Annotated in this window: 1 protein-coding gene and 1 pseudogene; both read left to right on the top strand. The window is 71.5% G+C overall.

Going from position 1 to position 16,548, the window contains the following annotated elements:
- Positions 1-39 precede the first annotated feature (39 nt).
- Positions 40-3,651 (top strand): annotated as a pseudogene (locus ACIBEA_RS07135) (type I polyketide synthase); the annotation flags it as partial.
- A gap of 102 nt (positions 3,652-3,753) precedes the next feature.
- Positions 3,754-16,542: a type I polyketide synthase gene (locus tag ACIBEA_RS07130; RefSeq protein WP_399259057.1), complete on the top strand. Its 12,789-nt coding sequence runs from the start codon at positions 3,754-3,756 to the stop codon at positions 16,540-16,542.
- Positions 16,543-16,548: the final 6 nt, after the last annotated feature.

Genomic DNA, 16,548 nt, shown 5'->3' with positions numbered 1-16,548 from the left:
ATGCCGAATGAAGAGAAGCTCTTCGACTACCTCAAGCGCGTGACCGCCGAGCTGAAGGAGACGAAGTCACGGCTGAAGGCCGTGGAGTCGGCCGGCAGCGAGCCGGTGGCGATCGTCGGCATGAGCTGCCACCTTCCCGGCGGTGTCGACTCGCCCGAGGACCTGTGGCAGCTGCTCTCCGAGGGCGGCGACGCCATTACGGGCCTGCCCGACGACCGCGGCTGGGATCCTGCCTCGCTGATCGACGTGACCGGCGAGCGCCCCCGCTCCTCGTACGTGGCCGAGGGCGGATTCCTGCACGACGCGGGGAAGTTCGACGCCGGTTTCTTCGGGATATCCCCGCGCGAGGCCCTGGCCATGGATCCGCAGCAGCGGCTGCTCCTGGAGACCTCCTGGGAGCTGTTCGAGCGCTCCGGCATCGACCCCACCACGCTCCGTGGCAGCGACACCGGTGTCTTCGTGGGCTCCAGCTTCCACGGGTACGGCGATCCGACCACCGCCCCCGAAGAGGCGCTGGGCTATCTCCTCACCGGCCGCGCCGACAGCGTCATCTCCGGCCGGATTTCCTACACCCTGGGCCTCGAAGGCCCGGCACTCACCGTCGACACGGCGTGCTCGTCGTCGCTGGTGGCGCTGCACCTGGCGATCAACGCGCTGCAGCTCGGCGAGTGCTCGATGGCGCTCGCGGGCGGCGTGATGATCATGTCGACGCCCGAAGTGTTCGTGGGGCTCAGCCGGCAGCAGGGGCTGGCGCGGGACGGTCGCTGCAAGGCGTTCGCCGCCTCCGCCGATGGTATGAGCGCGGCGGAGGGTGTGGGCCTGCTGTTGGTGGAGCGGCTCTCGGACGCGCGCCGCAACGGCCACCAGGTGCTTGCCGTGATCCGTGGTTCGGCGGTCAACCAGGACGGCGCGTCCAACGGTCTGACCGCGCCCAACGGCCCCGCGCAGCAGCGGGTGATCCGGCAGGCGCTGGACAGCGCCGGACTCGTTCCCGCGCAGGTGGACGTGGTCGAGGCGCATGGCACGGGTACCAAGCTGGGCGACCCGATCGAGGCGGATGCGCTGCTCGCCACGTACGGCCAGGACCGGCCCGAGAAGCGGCCGCTGCTGCTCGGCTCGCTGAAGTCCAACATCGGTCACACGCAGGCTGCCGCGGGTGTGGCGAGTGTGATCAAGATGGTCGAGGCGATGCGGCACGGTGTGGTGCCCAAGACGCTGCACGTCGATGAGCCCACGCCGCATGTGGACTGGACCGCGGGCGCCGTGGAGCTGGTGACCGAGGAGCGTCCGTGGCCCGAGACGGGCCGCGCACGCCGTGCGGGTGTCTCGTCGTTCGGTGTGAGCGGGACGAACGCGCACATCATCCTTGAGCAGGCCCCGGCCGAGGAGACTCCCGAGGCCGCGGCCGAGGTCGAGTCCGGTCCGGCCGGCCTCGTCTCCCGCGGTGGTGTCGTGCCGTGGGTGCTCTCGGGCAGGTCGGCGGCCGGGCTGCGCGGGCAGGCGGAGCGGCTACGCCCGTTCGTGGCCTCCTCCGAGTCCTCGATCGCCGACCTGGGCTGGTCGCTGGCATCTTCGCGGGCGGCACTCGGGCACCGGGCCGTGCTGCTCGGCGCGGACCAGGAGGAACTGCTCGCCGCCCTGCAGGCCCTGGAAGAAGGCGGACCGGCGGCAGGTGTGGTCACGGGTGTGGCGTCGGAGGGCACTTCGGACGTGGTGTTCGTCTTCCCGGGTCAGGGTTCGCAGTGGGCCGGGATGGCGGTGGGGCTGTTGGATTCTTCGCCGGTGTTCGCGGAGCGGTTCGGTGAGTGTGCGGCTGCGTTGGCGGCGTATGTCGATTGGGTTCCGGTCGATGTCCTGCGGGAGCGTGAGGGTGCGCCGTCGTTGGATCGGGTGGATGTGGTCCAGCCGATGCTGTGGGCGGTCATGGTGTCGCTCGCGGCGGTGTGGCGTGCGTCGGGTGTCCAGCCGGCTGCTGTAGTGGGTCATTCGCAGGGTGAGTTGGCGGCTGCTGTGGTGGCTGGGGTCCTCTCGCTGGAGGATGCGGCGCGGATTGTGGCGTTGCGCAGTCAGTTGATCGGGCGGGAGTTGGCGGGCCAGGGTGGCATGGTGTCCGTGCCGCTCGGCGAGGTCGCGGCGTTGGAGTTGATCGAGCCCTGGGCGGGTCGGGTCAGCGTTGCCACGGTCAATGGTCCGCGTTCGACGGTGGTGGCTGGTGAGGCCGAAGCGCTGGACGAGCTGATGGCCGTGTGTGAGCGGGATGAGGTTCGGGCGCGTCGTATTCCGGTGGATTACGGGTCGCACACTCCGCAGGTGGAGCAGTTGCGTGAGGCTTTGCTGGAGCTGGCTGCTCCGGTGGTGTCGCGTGCGGGTGACGTACCGATGTACTCGACGGTTACGGGTGGGCTCCTTGAGGACGGTGCGGCTGATGCGGAGTACTGGTACCGCAATCTGCGGCAGCCGGTGCGGTTCCTCGACACGGTGGGGGAGCTGATTGCTGCGGGTCACACCACCTTCGTCGAAGTCAGTCCGCATCCGGTGCTGACGTCTTCGGTGGAGGAGACCGGTGAGGCCGTGGGCGTGGAGGTGCACGGGGTCGGCACGTTGCGGCGTGAGGAGGGCGGTGTCCGGCGCTTCCTCACTTCGCTGGCGGAGCTGTGGGTGCGGGGTGTGGAGCCGGAGTGGCAGGGTGTGTTCGCCGGCAGTGGTGCGTGCCGGGTCGGGTTGCCCACGTATGCCTTCCAACGCCGGCACTACTGGATGGACGGTGCGGCCGGTACCACTGAGGTGTCCGGGGCCGGGCTCTCCTCGCTCGGTCACCCGCTGCTGGCTGCCGGTATCACGCTCGCGAACGGCGAGGGCCACCTCTTCACGGGCCGGATCTCCCTGCACACGCATTCCTGGCTCGCCGGTCACGCGGTGCTGGGCCGGGTCCTGGTGCCCGGGGCCGCCATGCTCGAACTGATGCTGCGGGCGGGCGAGAGCGTTGGCTGTGAGATCCTTGACGAGCTCGTCCTGCAGGCCCCGCTGGTCGTACCGGCCGGCGACGCCGGGGTCGATATCCAGGTCGCCGTCGATTCTCCCGACGAGCAGGGCCGGCGCGCGGCGCGCCTGCACTCCCGGGCGGTGCGGCCGGGCCAGGAGGACGATGGTGCGGAGTGGGTCTGCCACGCCGAGGGGCTGCTGATCGCGGCGCCCGACGCACTCGCCGATGAGCAGGCCACGGCCGACACCGCCTGGCCGCCCGCGGGCGCGCAGGCCGTGGACATCGACGGGTTCTACGACCGCCTGGCGGCCACCGGGTACGGCTACGGTCCGATCTTCCAGGGCGTACGGGCGGTGTGGCGGCGCGGCGAGGAGTTGTTCGCCGATGTCGTACTGCCGGAGGGCGCCGAGCGGGATGCCGGGCGGTTCGGGGTGCACCCTGCGCTCGTCGACGCGGCGCTCCAGACGGGTCTGGTGACGTTGCTGGAGGACGGCGGCGAGCGGATGATGCCGTTCTCCGCCGCCGGGGTTCGCCTCCACGCGACCGGCGCCACCGCGGCACGGGTCCGGCTGACGCCGACGGGCGCTGACTCGATCGCGGTGCGGCTGACCGACGGCACCGGCCTTCCGGTGCTCACCATCGACACGCTCACCTCGCGCCCGCTCACCGCTGACACGCTCTCCGGGCAGAGCGTTGAATCGCTGTACGAGCTCAACTGGGCTTTGCTGCCCGGCAGGTCTGGTCACCTCACTGCTGTTCCCGGTTCCGCCGTGGTCCTGGGTGATGGTCTGGGAGAGCTCGGTCTGCCGAGTTACGAGGACCTCGCCGCGCTCGCCGAGAGCGTCCGCCGTGGCGGCGCCGTGCCCGAAACCGTGCTCCTGCCCTGCCTGCGAACCGCGACCGGGGACACCCCCGCCGCCATCCGCGCGATGCTGGCCTCCGTGCTCGCCACCGTGCAGGAGTGGCTCGGTCTCGCGGAGCTGGAAGAGGCGCGCCTCGCGGTGGTGACCCGCACAGGCGTTGTCGTGGCACCTGGCGAGCGGCCCGAACCCGGGCAGGCGGCGGTGCAGGGCCTGATCCGCACGGCGTCCTCCGAGAATCCGGGGCGTTTCCTGCTGGTCGACCTGGACGGGGCCGCGGAGTCCGCCGCGGCCCTGCCCGCCGCGGTCGCCGATGCGGTGGCCGCTGACGAGTCCGCCCTCGCGCTGCGTTCCGGCACGGTGTTCGTGCCCCGGCTCGGTCGGGTCTCCACCACCGGCGCCGGCACCCTGGCCCTGCCCGACGCGGACGTCTGGGGGGTGGAACTGGAAACGGGCGGCACCCTGGACGGGCTGCGCCTGGTGGCCGCCCCGCGCGCCGCCGAGCCCCTCGGAGAGGGGCAGGTGCGGGTCGCCGTACGTGCCACCGGCGTCAACTTCCGTGACGTACTCGTAGCGTTGGGCGTCGTCGCCAAAACTGCGGGGCTGTCGGGTGCTGATGGCGACGGCGCTGTCCCCGAAACCGAGGCGTTGTTCGGTAGTGAGGGTGCGGGGGTGGTGACGGAGGTGGGCCCGGGGGTGTCCGGGTTCGCGGTGGGTGATCGGGTGATGGGTCTGTTGTCCGGTTCGTATGCGGGTCCCTCGGCGGTGGCCGACAGTCGGATGATTGTTGCGATGCCTGCTGGGTGGTCGTTCGCTGGGGCGGCGTCGGTGCCTGTGACGTTTTTGACTGCCTATTACGCGTTGGTCGATTTGGCCGGGTTGCGTGAGGGTGAGTCGTTGTTGGTGCATGCGGCGGCGGGCGGGGTGGGTATGGCCGCGGTTCAGTTGGCCAGGCACCTTGGGGTCGAGGTGTATGCGACGGCGAGTGAGGGCAAGTGGTCCACGGTTCGTGAGTCCGGTGTCGGCGCGGGGCGTTTGGCTTCCTCGCGGGGTGTGGAGTTCGCGGACCGGTTCTTGGAGCAGAGCGGGGGCCGGGGTGTTGATGTTGTTCTCAACAGTCTGGCGCGGGAGTTCGTGGACTCTTCGCTGCGGTTGCTGCCGCGGGGTGGCCGGTTCTTGGAGATGGGCAAGACCGATATCCGTGATGCGGAGGAGGTGGCGGCGGCCCATGGTGGGGTGCGCTATCGGGCTTTCGATCTGGGTGAGGCGGGTGCTGATCGGCTTGGTGAGATGCTCACGCACTTGGCTGAGCTTTTCGCTCGTGGGGAGCTTGTGCCGCTGCCGGTGACCGCGTGGGATACGCGTCAGGCTCCGCAGGCTTTCCGGCATATGAGTCAGGCCCGGCACATCGGCAAGGTGGTCCTGACCAACCCGCGGTCCGCGTTGACCGGGACCGTGTTGGTGACTGGTGGTACGGGTGTCATTGGGTCGGCGGTGGCCCGCCACCTCGTTGTTGAGCATGGTGTGAGGGATCTGGTGCTCACCGGCCGCCGGGGCCCGGATGCCCCGGGCGCTGGGGAGTTGGTTGCCGAACTGAGCGCGCTGGGTGCGAGCGTGCGCGTGGAGGCTTGCGACGCCGCCGATCGTGCCGCCCTCGGTATTCTCCTGGACGGGCTCGACGGGCTGTGTGGTGTGGTGCACGCCGCTGGAGCCTTGGACGATGGTGTCGTTGCCGGGCTGACTCCTGAGCGTCTGGATACGGTGCTTCGTCCGAAGGTGGATGCGGCGTGGAATCTGCATGAGCTCACTCGTGGCCGGGACCTCGCGCTGTTCGTGCTGTTCTCCTCGGCTGCCGGAGTCTTCGGTTCTCCCGGGCAAGGCGGCTATGCGGCGGCGAACTCCTTCCTGGACGCTCTCGCGCAGGAGCGGCGCGTCCAGGGGCTGCCCGCGCATTCTCTGGCGTGGGGGTTGTGGGCGGATCGCAGTGCGATGACCGGTGCGTTGGGGACCGCTGACCTGGACCGGATGCGCAGGGCCGGTATCAGGGCGCTCGCCACGGAGGAGGGTCTTGCTCTCTTCGACGTGGCGGTGCGCCTGCCGCTCTCGCACACCGTTCCGGTTCGTCTCGATCTGGCGACGCTGCGCGAGCAGCGCCCTCTGGCGCCGCTGTTCCGTGCTCTGGTGCGCACCACGGCCAAGCGAGCGGCCGCGAACACCTCCGTGGGCAGTGGCGACGGGCTGCGCGAGCGCCTGGCTGCGCTGGCCCCGGCTGAGCGCGACCGCGAGCTGACGGAGCTGGTGCGTGCCCAGGCCGCCCTCGTCCTCGGCCACGGCACCGCCGAGATGGTGGAGGCCGACCGTGCTTTCCGCGACATCGGTTTCGATTCGCTGACCGCTGTCGAGCTGCGCAATCGGATCGGGTCCGCCACCGGGCTGCGCCTGTCGGTGACCGCTGTCTTCGACCATCCCACGCCCGCAGCCCTCGCCGCCGAAGTCGCCATCCGGCTCGGTATCGACAGTGAAAGCGGCCGGGACCGTGTAACCCCCACCGCCGTACCGGTCACTGTCGCCTCCGACGACGACCCGATCGTCATCATCGGTATGAGCTGCCGTTTCCCCGGCGGTGTCGGCTCGCCCGAAGAGCTGTGGCAACTGCTCACCGACGAACGCGACGCCATGGGCGACTACCCCACCGACCGCGGCTGGGATGTGGACGCCGTGTTCGACCCGGACCCGGCCCGCGTGGGCAGCTCCTACTCCCGTACCGCCGGATTCATCGACGGCGTCGCGGACTTCGACGCGGAGTTCTTCGGGATCTCGCCCCGCGAGGCCCTGGCCATGGACCCGCAGCAGCGGCTGCTCCTTGAGGCCACCTGGGAGGCGCTGGAGCGGGCCGGCATCGACCCCGGCACCCTGCGCTCCACCCCGACCGGCATCTTCATCGGCGGCGCCGTTTCCGGTTACAGCACCGACCTGTTCACCACGGAGGACGGTCTCGACGGTCACCTGCTCACCGGCAATGCGGCCAGCGTGGCTTCCGGCCGCGTCTCTTACACGTTCGGGTTCGAGGGTCCTGCGGTGACGGTGGACACGGCGTGTTCGTCGTCGCTGGTGGCGCTGCACCAGGCGGTGCAGGCGCTGCGGCAGGGCGAGTGCACCCTGGCCGTGGCCGGTGGCGTCGCCGTCATGCCGACTCCTCGACTCCTCGTCTCCTTCAGCAGGCAGCGTGGACTGTCCCAGGACGGCCGCTGCAAGGCGTTCTCCGCGGACGCGGACGGGACCGGCTTCTCGGAGGGCGTGGGCCTGCTCCTGGTGGAGCGGTTGTCGGACGCGCGGCGCAACGGGCACGACGTGCTCGCCGTGGTGCGTGGCTCCGCGCTCAATCAGGACGGCGCGTCCAACGGCCTGACCGCGCCGAGCGGTCCCGCGCAGCAGCGCGTCATCCGCCAGGCGCTCGCCAACGCCGGGCTCACCACCGCCGACGTCGACGCCGTCGAGGCGCACGGCACCGGAACCTCGCTCGGTGACCCGATCGAGGCCCAGGCGCTGCTCGCCACGTACGGCAAGGACCGGCCCGAGGGCGAGCCGCTGCTGCTCGGCTCGGTGAAGTCCAACATCGGCCACACCCAGGCCGCGGCCGGTGTCGCGGGCGTCATCAAGATGGTCGAGGCGATGCGGCACGGTGTGGTGCCGAGGACGTTGCATGTGGATGAGCCGACGCCGCATGTGGATTGGGCGTCGGGTGCGGTGGAGTTGGTGACGGAGAGTCGTGCGTGGCCGGAGACGGGGCGTCCGCGCCGGGCGGCCGTTTCCTCGTTCGGCATCAGCGGTACGAACGCGCACGTGGTGCTGGAGCAGGCGCCGGCCGATGGTCGGACTGCCCCCACGGATACCTCTCCCGTCGAGCCGTCGGTGGAGTCCTCGGGTGCTGTGGTGCCGTGGGTGCTGTCCGCGCGGTCCGCTGCCGGGTTGCGTGGGCAGGCCGCGCGGCTGCGGGAGTCCGCGGCGGTGGCGGAGGCGTCCGACGCGGACGTTGCCTGGTCCCTGCTCTCCGCACGATCCGCCATGGAACACCGCGCCGTCGTGCTCGGCGAGAACCGCGCCGCGTTCCTGGCGGGCCTGGAGGCCCTGGCCGCCGGAGAGCCGGCCGGGAACGTGGTGCGCGACGTCACCGCGGGCGTCCGTCGCTTGGCTCTGGTGTTTTCGGGTCAGGGGTCTCAGCGGGTGGGTATGGGGCGTGAGTTGGTGGCTTTGCCGGTGTTCGGTGAGGTGTTCGAGGAGGTGTGTGGTGCTTTTGATGGGTTGTTGGAGGTGCCTTTGCGTGAGGTGTTGTGGGCTGAGGAGGGTTCGGATGTTGCGGGTCTGATTGATGAGACGGTGTATACGCAGTCGGGTTTGTTTGCTTTTGAGGTGGCGTTGTTCCGGTTGTTGGAGCGGTGTGGGGTGCGGCCTGATTTTGTGATGGGTCATTCGGTGGGTGAGTTGGTTGCGGCGTATGTGGCGGGTGTGTGGTCGCTTGAGGATGCGGTGCGGGTGGTGGCTGCGCGTGGGCGTTTGATGCAGGCGTTGCCGGTGGGTGGGGTGATGGTGTCGTTGGAGGCGTCGGAGGAGCAGGCGTTGGGGTGGATCGCTGGGGTCGGGGTGGGTGGTTCGGTGTCGGTGGGTGCGGTGAACGGGCCGTCTTCGGTGGTTGTTTCGGGTGCTGAGGTGGCTGTGGGGAGGGTGGAGGAGTTGGCGCGGGCGGCTGGGTGTCGCGTGCGGAGGTTGCGGGTGAGTCAGGCGTTCCATTCGCCTTTGGTGGAGCCGGTGTTGGAGGAGTTCGCGGCGGTGTTGCGTTCGGTGTCGTTCGGTGAGCCGGGTGTGGCTGTGGTGTCGAATGTGACCGGTTCGCTGGCGGTGGCGGGTGAGTTGGCTTCGGTGGAGTATTGGGTGCGGCATGCCCGGGAGGCGGTGCGGTTCGGGGATGGTGTGGAGTGCTTGGTGGGTCGGGGTGTGACCGATTTTGTCGAGGTGGGTCCTGAGGCGGTGCTCTCGGGTCTGGTGCAGGGTCGTGGTGAGGGTGTGGTCGCGATTCCTTCGGTGCGGGTGGGGCAGGGTGAGTTGGCCTCGTTCGTCCAGGGTCTGGCGCGGTTGTATGCGCGGGGCACTGTGGTCTCGTGGCCGGTGCTGCGTCCCGGGCGCCGGGTCGCGTTGCCCACGTACGCCTTCGACCGACAGCGCTACTGGCCCCGGCGCTCCGCACCGGCCGGTGTGGACGCGGCCATCGGGTCCGTGGGCCTCGAAACCACAGGGCACCCGCTGCTCGGCGCCAGGGTCGGCCTGGCCGATGGCGACGGCGTGCTCCTCACCGGCAGGCTCTCGCTGGCGGAGCTGCCCTGGCTGGCCGACCACGCGGTGCTCGGCACCGTGCTCTTCCCCGGCGCGGGATTCGTCGAGATGGCGCTGCGGGCCGGCGACGAAGTCGGCTGCGCCGGCGTCGAGGAACTGACGCTGCACGCCCCGCTGGTGCTTCCCGAAGGTGTCACCGCGCGGGTCCAGCTGACGGCGGACGACGCGGACGAGGAAGGACGTCGCTCCTTCGCGGTGTACGCGAGGACCGGCGACGCCGGAGCCTGGGTCACCCACGCCACTGGTGTGATGTCCCCGGCCCAGGCGGCACCAGGGCCGCTCCCCGCATCCCAGGCGTGGCCGCCGGAGGGCGCCGAACCCGCCCAGGTGGACGGCCTCTACGACACGATGAGAGAGGGTGGCTTCGCCTACGGCCCCAGCTTCCAGGGGCTCACGGCGGCGTGGCGCCGCGGCTCCGAGGTGTTCGCCGAGGTGCGGCTGCCCGAGGGCGGCGACGCGGGCGACGCGGGCGACGCGGGCGACGCGGGCGACTTCTGCCTGCACCCCGCGCTGCTCGACGCGGCCTTGCACGGCGTGTCCCTACTGGAGGGCTCCGGCGACGACGAGTCGCCGCGCGGCCTGCCGTTCGCCTGGGAAGGCGTGCGCCTGTACGCCACGGGTGCGGCCGCCGTACGTGTCCGTCTCGCCCCGGCGGGTGCCGGCGCTGTCACGGTCACCATGACCGACGGGAGCGGGCAGCTGCTGGCCTCCGTCGACAAACTCGTCCTGCGCCCGGTCACCGGCGGCCAGCTGCGCGCAGCGCGCGGCCACAACGACTGGCTGTACCGCCCCGGTTGGGTCGAACTGCCCCCGGTGGCGGGCGACACCTCCCGGCCCCGTTGGGCCGTCATCGGTGACGACGCCGCCGTGCTCGTCCGCGCCGCGGACGTCGACAGCGAGGTGTACGGGAATCTCGCTGACCTCGCCGCGGTGATCGACGCGGGAACCGCGGTGCCGGAGACCGTCGTCGTCGCCTGCCCCGACTCCTCGGCCGACGTACCGGAGGCCACGAAGGCTGCCACCGTCTGGGCGCTGGAGACGGCGCAGGCCTGGCTCGACGACGACAGGTTCGCCCCGTCCCGGCTGGTGCTGCTCACCCGCAACGCGGCGATCCTCGCGGCCACCACCGCCGGACTGGGCCCCGACCCGGCGCAGGCCGCGGCCCGCGGTCTGCTGCGCTCGGCCCAGTCCGAACACCCGGACCGCATCGTGCAGTTCGACCTTCCGGCCGATCCCGCCGAGGGCACGGCGGCGCTCCTGGTGCCGGGCTTGCGGACCGCCCTCGCGGCGGGCGAGCCCGAACTGGCTCTCCGCGACGGCGCGTTGTGGGCGCCCCGACTGGCCCGCGTGGCCCCGGCCGCCCCCGCCGAGCAGACCGAGGACGAGGAGGCGCCGCTCTGGGACCCGAACGGGACCGTCCTCATCACCGGCGGCACCGGCGTCCTCGGCAGTGCCGTGGCCCGTCACCTGGCGGGCGAGCACGGCGTACGCCATCTGCTGCTGCTCGGCCGCCAGGGCCCGCAGGCCGCGGGTGCGCAGGAGTTGGTGGCCGAACTCGCCGCTCTCGGCGCCGAGACCACGGTCGCCGCCTGCGACGTGGCGGACCGGGACAGCCTGGCCGCCGTCCTCGGGGGCATCCCTGCCGATCGGCCGCTGCGCGGTGTGGTGCACTCCGCGGGCGTCGTGGACGACGGGGTCATCTCCTCGCTGACCCCCGAGCGGGTCGACACCGTGCTGCGGCCCAAGTCGCAGGCCGCCTGGAACCTGCACGAACTCACCTCGGACCTGGACTTCTTCGTCCTGTTCTCCTCCGCGGCCGGCATCCTCGGCGCGGCCGGCCAGGCCAACTACGCCGCGGCCAACACCTTCCTCGACGCCCTGGCCGAGCACCGCAGGGCCCAGGGGCTCAGCGCGCACGCGCTGGCCTGGGGCCTGTGGGAGCAGCGCAGCACCATGTCGGGCGTCATGAGCGAGCAGGACCGCGCCCGCGCCTCCCGCGGCGGCATGTCGGCCCTGTCCGTCGAGGACGGTCTCACGCTGTTCGACGCGGCGCTCGCCGCGGGTGAACCGGTGCTCGTCCCGATGGCGTTCGACCCGGCCGCCGCCCGTGGTGAAGCCGCCGGAATCCCCCCGGTGATGCGCGGCCTCGTCCGCGCCACCACCCGGCGGGCCGCGGGCGCCGAACCCACCGGCGGGCTCCGCGACCGGCTGCGCGCACTGTCCGCCGCCGCCCGCGAAGAGGCGCTGCTGCAGCTGGTGCTGCGGCACGTCACCGCCGCACTCGGCTACGCGCCCGACAGCGACCTGGACTCCGACCGGGCCTTCTCCGAGCTCGGATTCGACTCGCTCACCGCGGTGGACCTGCGCAACCAGCTGGCCACGGCCACCGGGGTGCGGTTGCCCGCCACCCTCGTCTTCGACTACCCGACGCCGGTGGCGCTCGCCCGCCACCTGCGCGCCGAACTCGTCGGCGACGAAGTCGACGCGGCGGCCCCGGCCCTCGCGGCGCCGGTGGTGTCCGGCGACGACGACCTGATCGCCATCATCGGCATGAGCTGCCGCTACCCCGGCGGCGTCCGCACGCCCGAGGAACTGTGGCAGCTGGTCGCCGAGGGCAGGGACGGTGTCACGCCGTTCCCGGAGGACCGCGGCTGGAACGTGCGCGAGCTCGTCGACCGGGACGGCCGGCGCGCGGGCACCAGCTATGTCGGCGAGGGCGGATTCCTGCACGACGCCGCTGATTTCGACCCCGAGTTCTTCGGGATCTCGCCGCGCGAGGCGCTCGCCATGGACCCGCAGCAGCGGCTCCTCCTGGAGACCACCTGGGAGGCGTTCGAGTACGCGCAGATCGACCCCGCGGCCGTGCGCGGCAGCAGGGTCGGCGTGTTCGCCGGGCTCATGTACCACGACTACGCCGCCCGGCTGCACTCCGTCCCCGAGGAGCTCGCGGGCTTCCTCGACAACGGCAACACCGGCAGCATCGCGACCGGCCGCATCTCCTACACGTTCGGGTTCGAGGGTCCTGCGGTGACGGTGGACACGGCGTGTTCGTCGTCGCTGGTGGCGCTGCACCAGGCGGTGCAGGCGCTGCGGCAGGGCGAGTGCACCCTGGCCGTGGCCGGTGGCGTCGCCGTCATGGCGACCCCGGACTCCTTCGTCTCGTTCAGCCGCCAGCAGGGCCTGGCGCCCGACGGCCGCTGCAAGTCCTTCGCGGCCGGCGCCGACGGCACCACGTGGTCGGAGGGCGTGGGCCTGCTCCTTGTGGAGCGCTTGTCGGACGCGCGGCGCAATGGGCACGAGGTGCTCGCCGTGGTGCGGGGTTCGGCGGTGAACCAGGACGGCGCGTCCAACGGCCTGACCGCGCCCAACGGCCCCTCGCAGCAGCGGGTGATCCGTCAGGCGCTGGCCAGTGCGGGTGTCACGGCTGCCGAGGTCGACGTCGTCGAGGCGCACGGCACCGGTACCACGCTCGGCGACCCGATCGAGGCCCAGGCGCTCCTCGCGACCTACGGCCAGGACCGCGCCGGCGAACAACCGCTCCTGATGGGCTCGTTGAAGTCCAACGTCGGTCACACGCAGGCAGCCGCCGGTGTCGGCGGGATCATCAAGATGGTGCTCGCCCTGCGGCACGGTGTGGTGCCGAAGACATTGCACGTGGATGAGCCGACGCCGCATGTGGATTGGGCTTCGGGTGCGGTGGAGCTGGTCACGGAGAGTCGTGCGTGGCCGGAGACGGGGCGTCCGCGCCGGGCGGCCGTTTCCTCGTTCGGCATCAGCGGTACGAACGCGCACGTGGTGTTGGAGCAGGCGCCGGCCGATCCGGCGACCGTGCCCGCGGATGCTCCTCTCGCCGAGCCGTCGGTGGAGTCGACGGGTGTTGTCGTGCCCTGGGTGCTGTCGGCGCGTTCGGCTGCGGGGTTGCGCGGGCAGGCCGCGCGGCTGCGGGAGTCCGCGGCGGTGGCGGAGGCGTCCGACGGGGACGTTGCCTGGTCGCTGCTCTCCGCACGCTCCGCCATGGAGCACCGCGCCGTGGTCACGGGCCACACCCGCCAGGAGCTCCTGCGCGGCCTCGACGCCGTCATCTCCGGCGAGCCCGATCCGCACACCGTCCTGGACCGCGCGAAGTCGGGTCGATCCCTGGCTCTGGTGTTTTCGGGTCAGGGGTCTCAGCGGGTGGGTATGGGGCGTGAGTTGGTGGCTTTGCCGGTGTTCGGTGAGGTGTTCGAGGAGGTGTGTGGTGCTTTTGACGGGTTGTTGGAGGTGCCTTTGCGTGAGGTGTTGTGGGCTGAGGAGGGTTCGGATGTAGCGGGTCTGATTGATGAGACGGTGTATACGCAGTCGGGTTTGTTTGCTTTTGAGGTGGCGTTGTTCCGGTTGTTGGAGCGGTGTGGGGTGCGGCCTGATTTTGTGATGGGTCATTCGGTGGGTGAGTTGGTTGCGGCGTATGTGGCGGGTGTGTGGTCGCTTGAGGATGCGGTGCGGGTGGTGGCTGCGCGTGGGCGTTTGATGCAGGCGTTGCCGGTGGGTGGGGTGATGGTGTCGTTGGAGGCGTCGGAGGAGCAGGTTCTGGGGTGGATCGCTGGGGTCGGGGTGGGTGGTTCGGTGTCGGTGGGTGCGGTGAACGGGCCGTCTTCGGTGGTTGTTTCGGGTGCTGAGGTGGCTGTGGGGAGGGTGGAGGAGCTGGCGCGGGCGGCTGGGTGTCGCGTGCGGAGGTTGCGGGTGAGTCAGGCGTTCCATTCGCCTTTGGTGGAGCCGGTGTTGGAGGAGTTCGCGGCGGTGTTGCGTTCGGTGTCGTTCGGTGAGCCGGGTGTGGCTGTGGTGTCGAATGTGACCGGTTCGCTGGCGGTGGCGGGTGAGTTGGCTTCGGTGGAGTATTGGGTGCGGCATGCCCGGGAGGCGGTGCGGTTCGGGGATGGTGTGGAGTGCTTGGTGGGTCGGGGTGTGACCGATTTTGTCGAGGTGGGTCCTGAGGCGGTGCTCTCGGGTCTGGTGCAGGGTCGTGGTGAGGGTGTGGTCGCGATTCCTTCGGTGCGGGTGGGGCAGGGTGAGTTGGCCTCGTTCGTCCAGGGTCTGGCGCGGTTGCATGTGCGGGGTACTGCGGTCTCGTGGCCGGTGCTGCGTCCCGGGCGCCGGGTCGCGTTGCCCACGTACGCCTTCAACCGACAGCGCTACTGGCTGGACGCCCCCGCCGCCACCGGTGAGGAGCACGCCTCTGAGCTCGACCAGGCCTTCTGGTCCGCGGTGGAGGGCGAGGACATCGAGGTCCTGTCCCGCACCCTGGGCGTCGACGAGGGGGAGCGGCAGGCGCCGCTGCGGGAGATCCTTCCGGTCCTCGCCGACTGGCGCCGCAGGTCCAAGGAGCGTTCCGACCTCGGCGCGCTCTGCTACGACGTGAACTGGCGTCCCCTCGCCGAACCGGCCGCACAACCGACCGGCACCTGGCTGAAGATCACCGCGGGTGGCACGGCAGCCGCGGAGTGTGTGGCCACGCTGGAGCGGCAGGGCCTCGATGTCGTGACCGTGGACGTCTCCGCCGACCTGGAGGGCGCCACGGACCCCGACACCCTCGCCGAGCGGCTCCGTGCGGCGGTCGCGGACACACCCGTGCGCGGAGTGCTGTCCCTCCTGGCGCTGGCGGAGGGACCGGGCGACGCCTGGCTGCTGGCCGCCACCCACGCGCTGGTGCGCGCCCTGGGCGAGGCGGACGTGTCGGCACCCCTGTGGTGCGTCACCCAGGGCGCCGTCGCCGTCGCCGCCGAGGAGACCAGGCCGGGGCAGGCGCAGGTGTGGGGCCTCGGCCGCGTGGCCGCGCTGGAGCACCCGGACCGCTGGGGCGGTCTCATCGACCTGCCCGAGGAGTTCGGGGCACGGGACACCGCACGCCTGGGCGCCGTCCTGACCGGGACCACCGGCGAGGACCAGGTGGCGCTGCGCGTCGGCGGAATCCTCGCCCGGCGGCTGCGGCGCGCCGCCCTCGCGGTCACGGTGGACAGCGTGGGCCGTTCCCCGCGCGGCACGGCCCTGGTCACCGGCGGCACCGGCGCCCTGGGCGCCCACGTGGCCCGTTGGCTGGCGCGCTCTGGCGTGGAACACCTGGTGCTGACCAGCCGCAGGGGCCGCCGGGCTCCCGGGGCCGCGGCCCTGGAAGCCGAACTGATCGGCCTGGGAGCCACGGTGACCATCGCCGCGTGCGACGTCGCCGACCGGGGCGCGCTGGACGCGCTGCTCGGCGAGCTCGCCGCCGACGGTGTGCGCGTCACGTCGGTGCTGCACACCGCGGGCGTCACCCAGACCAGTCGCATCGACGAGACACCGGCGCACGAGGTGACCGCCATCAGCGCGGGCAAGGTCGACGGCGCACGCCACCTCGACGAAGCCTTCGCCGAGACCGAACTGGACGCGTTCGTGCTGTTCTCCTCCACGGCCGGCATCTGGGGTGGTGCGGGACAGGGCGCCTACGGAGCCGCCAACGCCTACCTCGACGCGCTCGCCGAACGGCGCAGGGCGCGCGGCGCCGTCGCCACCTCCGTGGCGTGGGGGCCGTGGAGCGAGGGCGGCATGGCGGCCCAGGGCGACGCCGAGGCGCAACTGCGCCGACGCGGCGTGCGGGCGCTCGCACCCGACACCGCGCTGGACCTGCTCCGGCACGCTATCGACCAGCGGGTGACCTGCCTGACGGTGGCCGACGTCGAGTGGGAGAAGTTCGCCCTGTCGTACACCTCGACGAGGCCCAGCACCCTGCTGTCCGACCTTCCCGAGGCCCTGCGTGCGCAGGCACCTGCCGAGCCCGTCGAGGACGGCGCCGCCGAGCTCGTCCGACGCCTTTCCGGGCTCTCCGGCGCCGAGCGGCAGCAGGCGCTGACCGAGCTGGTGCGCACCCATGCGGCGGTCGTGCTCGGACACACGGGGATCGCGGGGATCGAGGCGGACAAGCCGTTCCGCGACGTGGGCTTCGACTCGCTCGCGGCGGTCGAGTTCCGCAACCGGCTGACCGGGGCCACCGGGCTCGCCGTGTCGGCCACCGCGATCTTCGACTACCCCACCCCGGCCGAACTCGCGGAGCACCTGCGCTCCCAACTGGGTGAGGGCGAACTCTCGGAGAAGTCCGTGCTCGCCGAGATCGACCGTCTCGAGGGAAGGCTCGCCGCGGTCGCGGCCCAGGCCGCCCCCTCGCCGGACGTCCTGGCCAGGCTGACGGCCCTGGCGGAGCGCTGGTCCTCGGCCGCGCCCCGCGAGGCGGCGGCCGAGCGCCTGCGGTCCGCGTCGCGCGACGAGGTCTTCGACTTCATCGAGAACGAGCTCGGCCTGTGAACCACA

This window comes from Streptomyces sp. NPDC051555 (genome assembly GCF_044454405.1).
GTDB lineage: Bacteria > Actinomycetota > Actinomycetes > Streptomycetales > Streptomycetaceae > Streptomyces.
The sequence above is the reverse complement of the archived record's forward strand: the minus strand, read 5'-3'. Positions and strand labels throughout refer to the sequence as shown.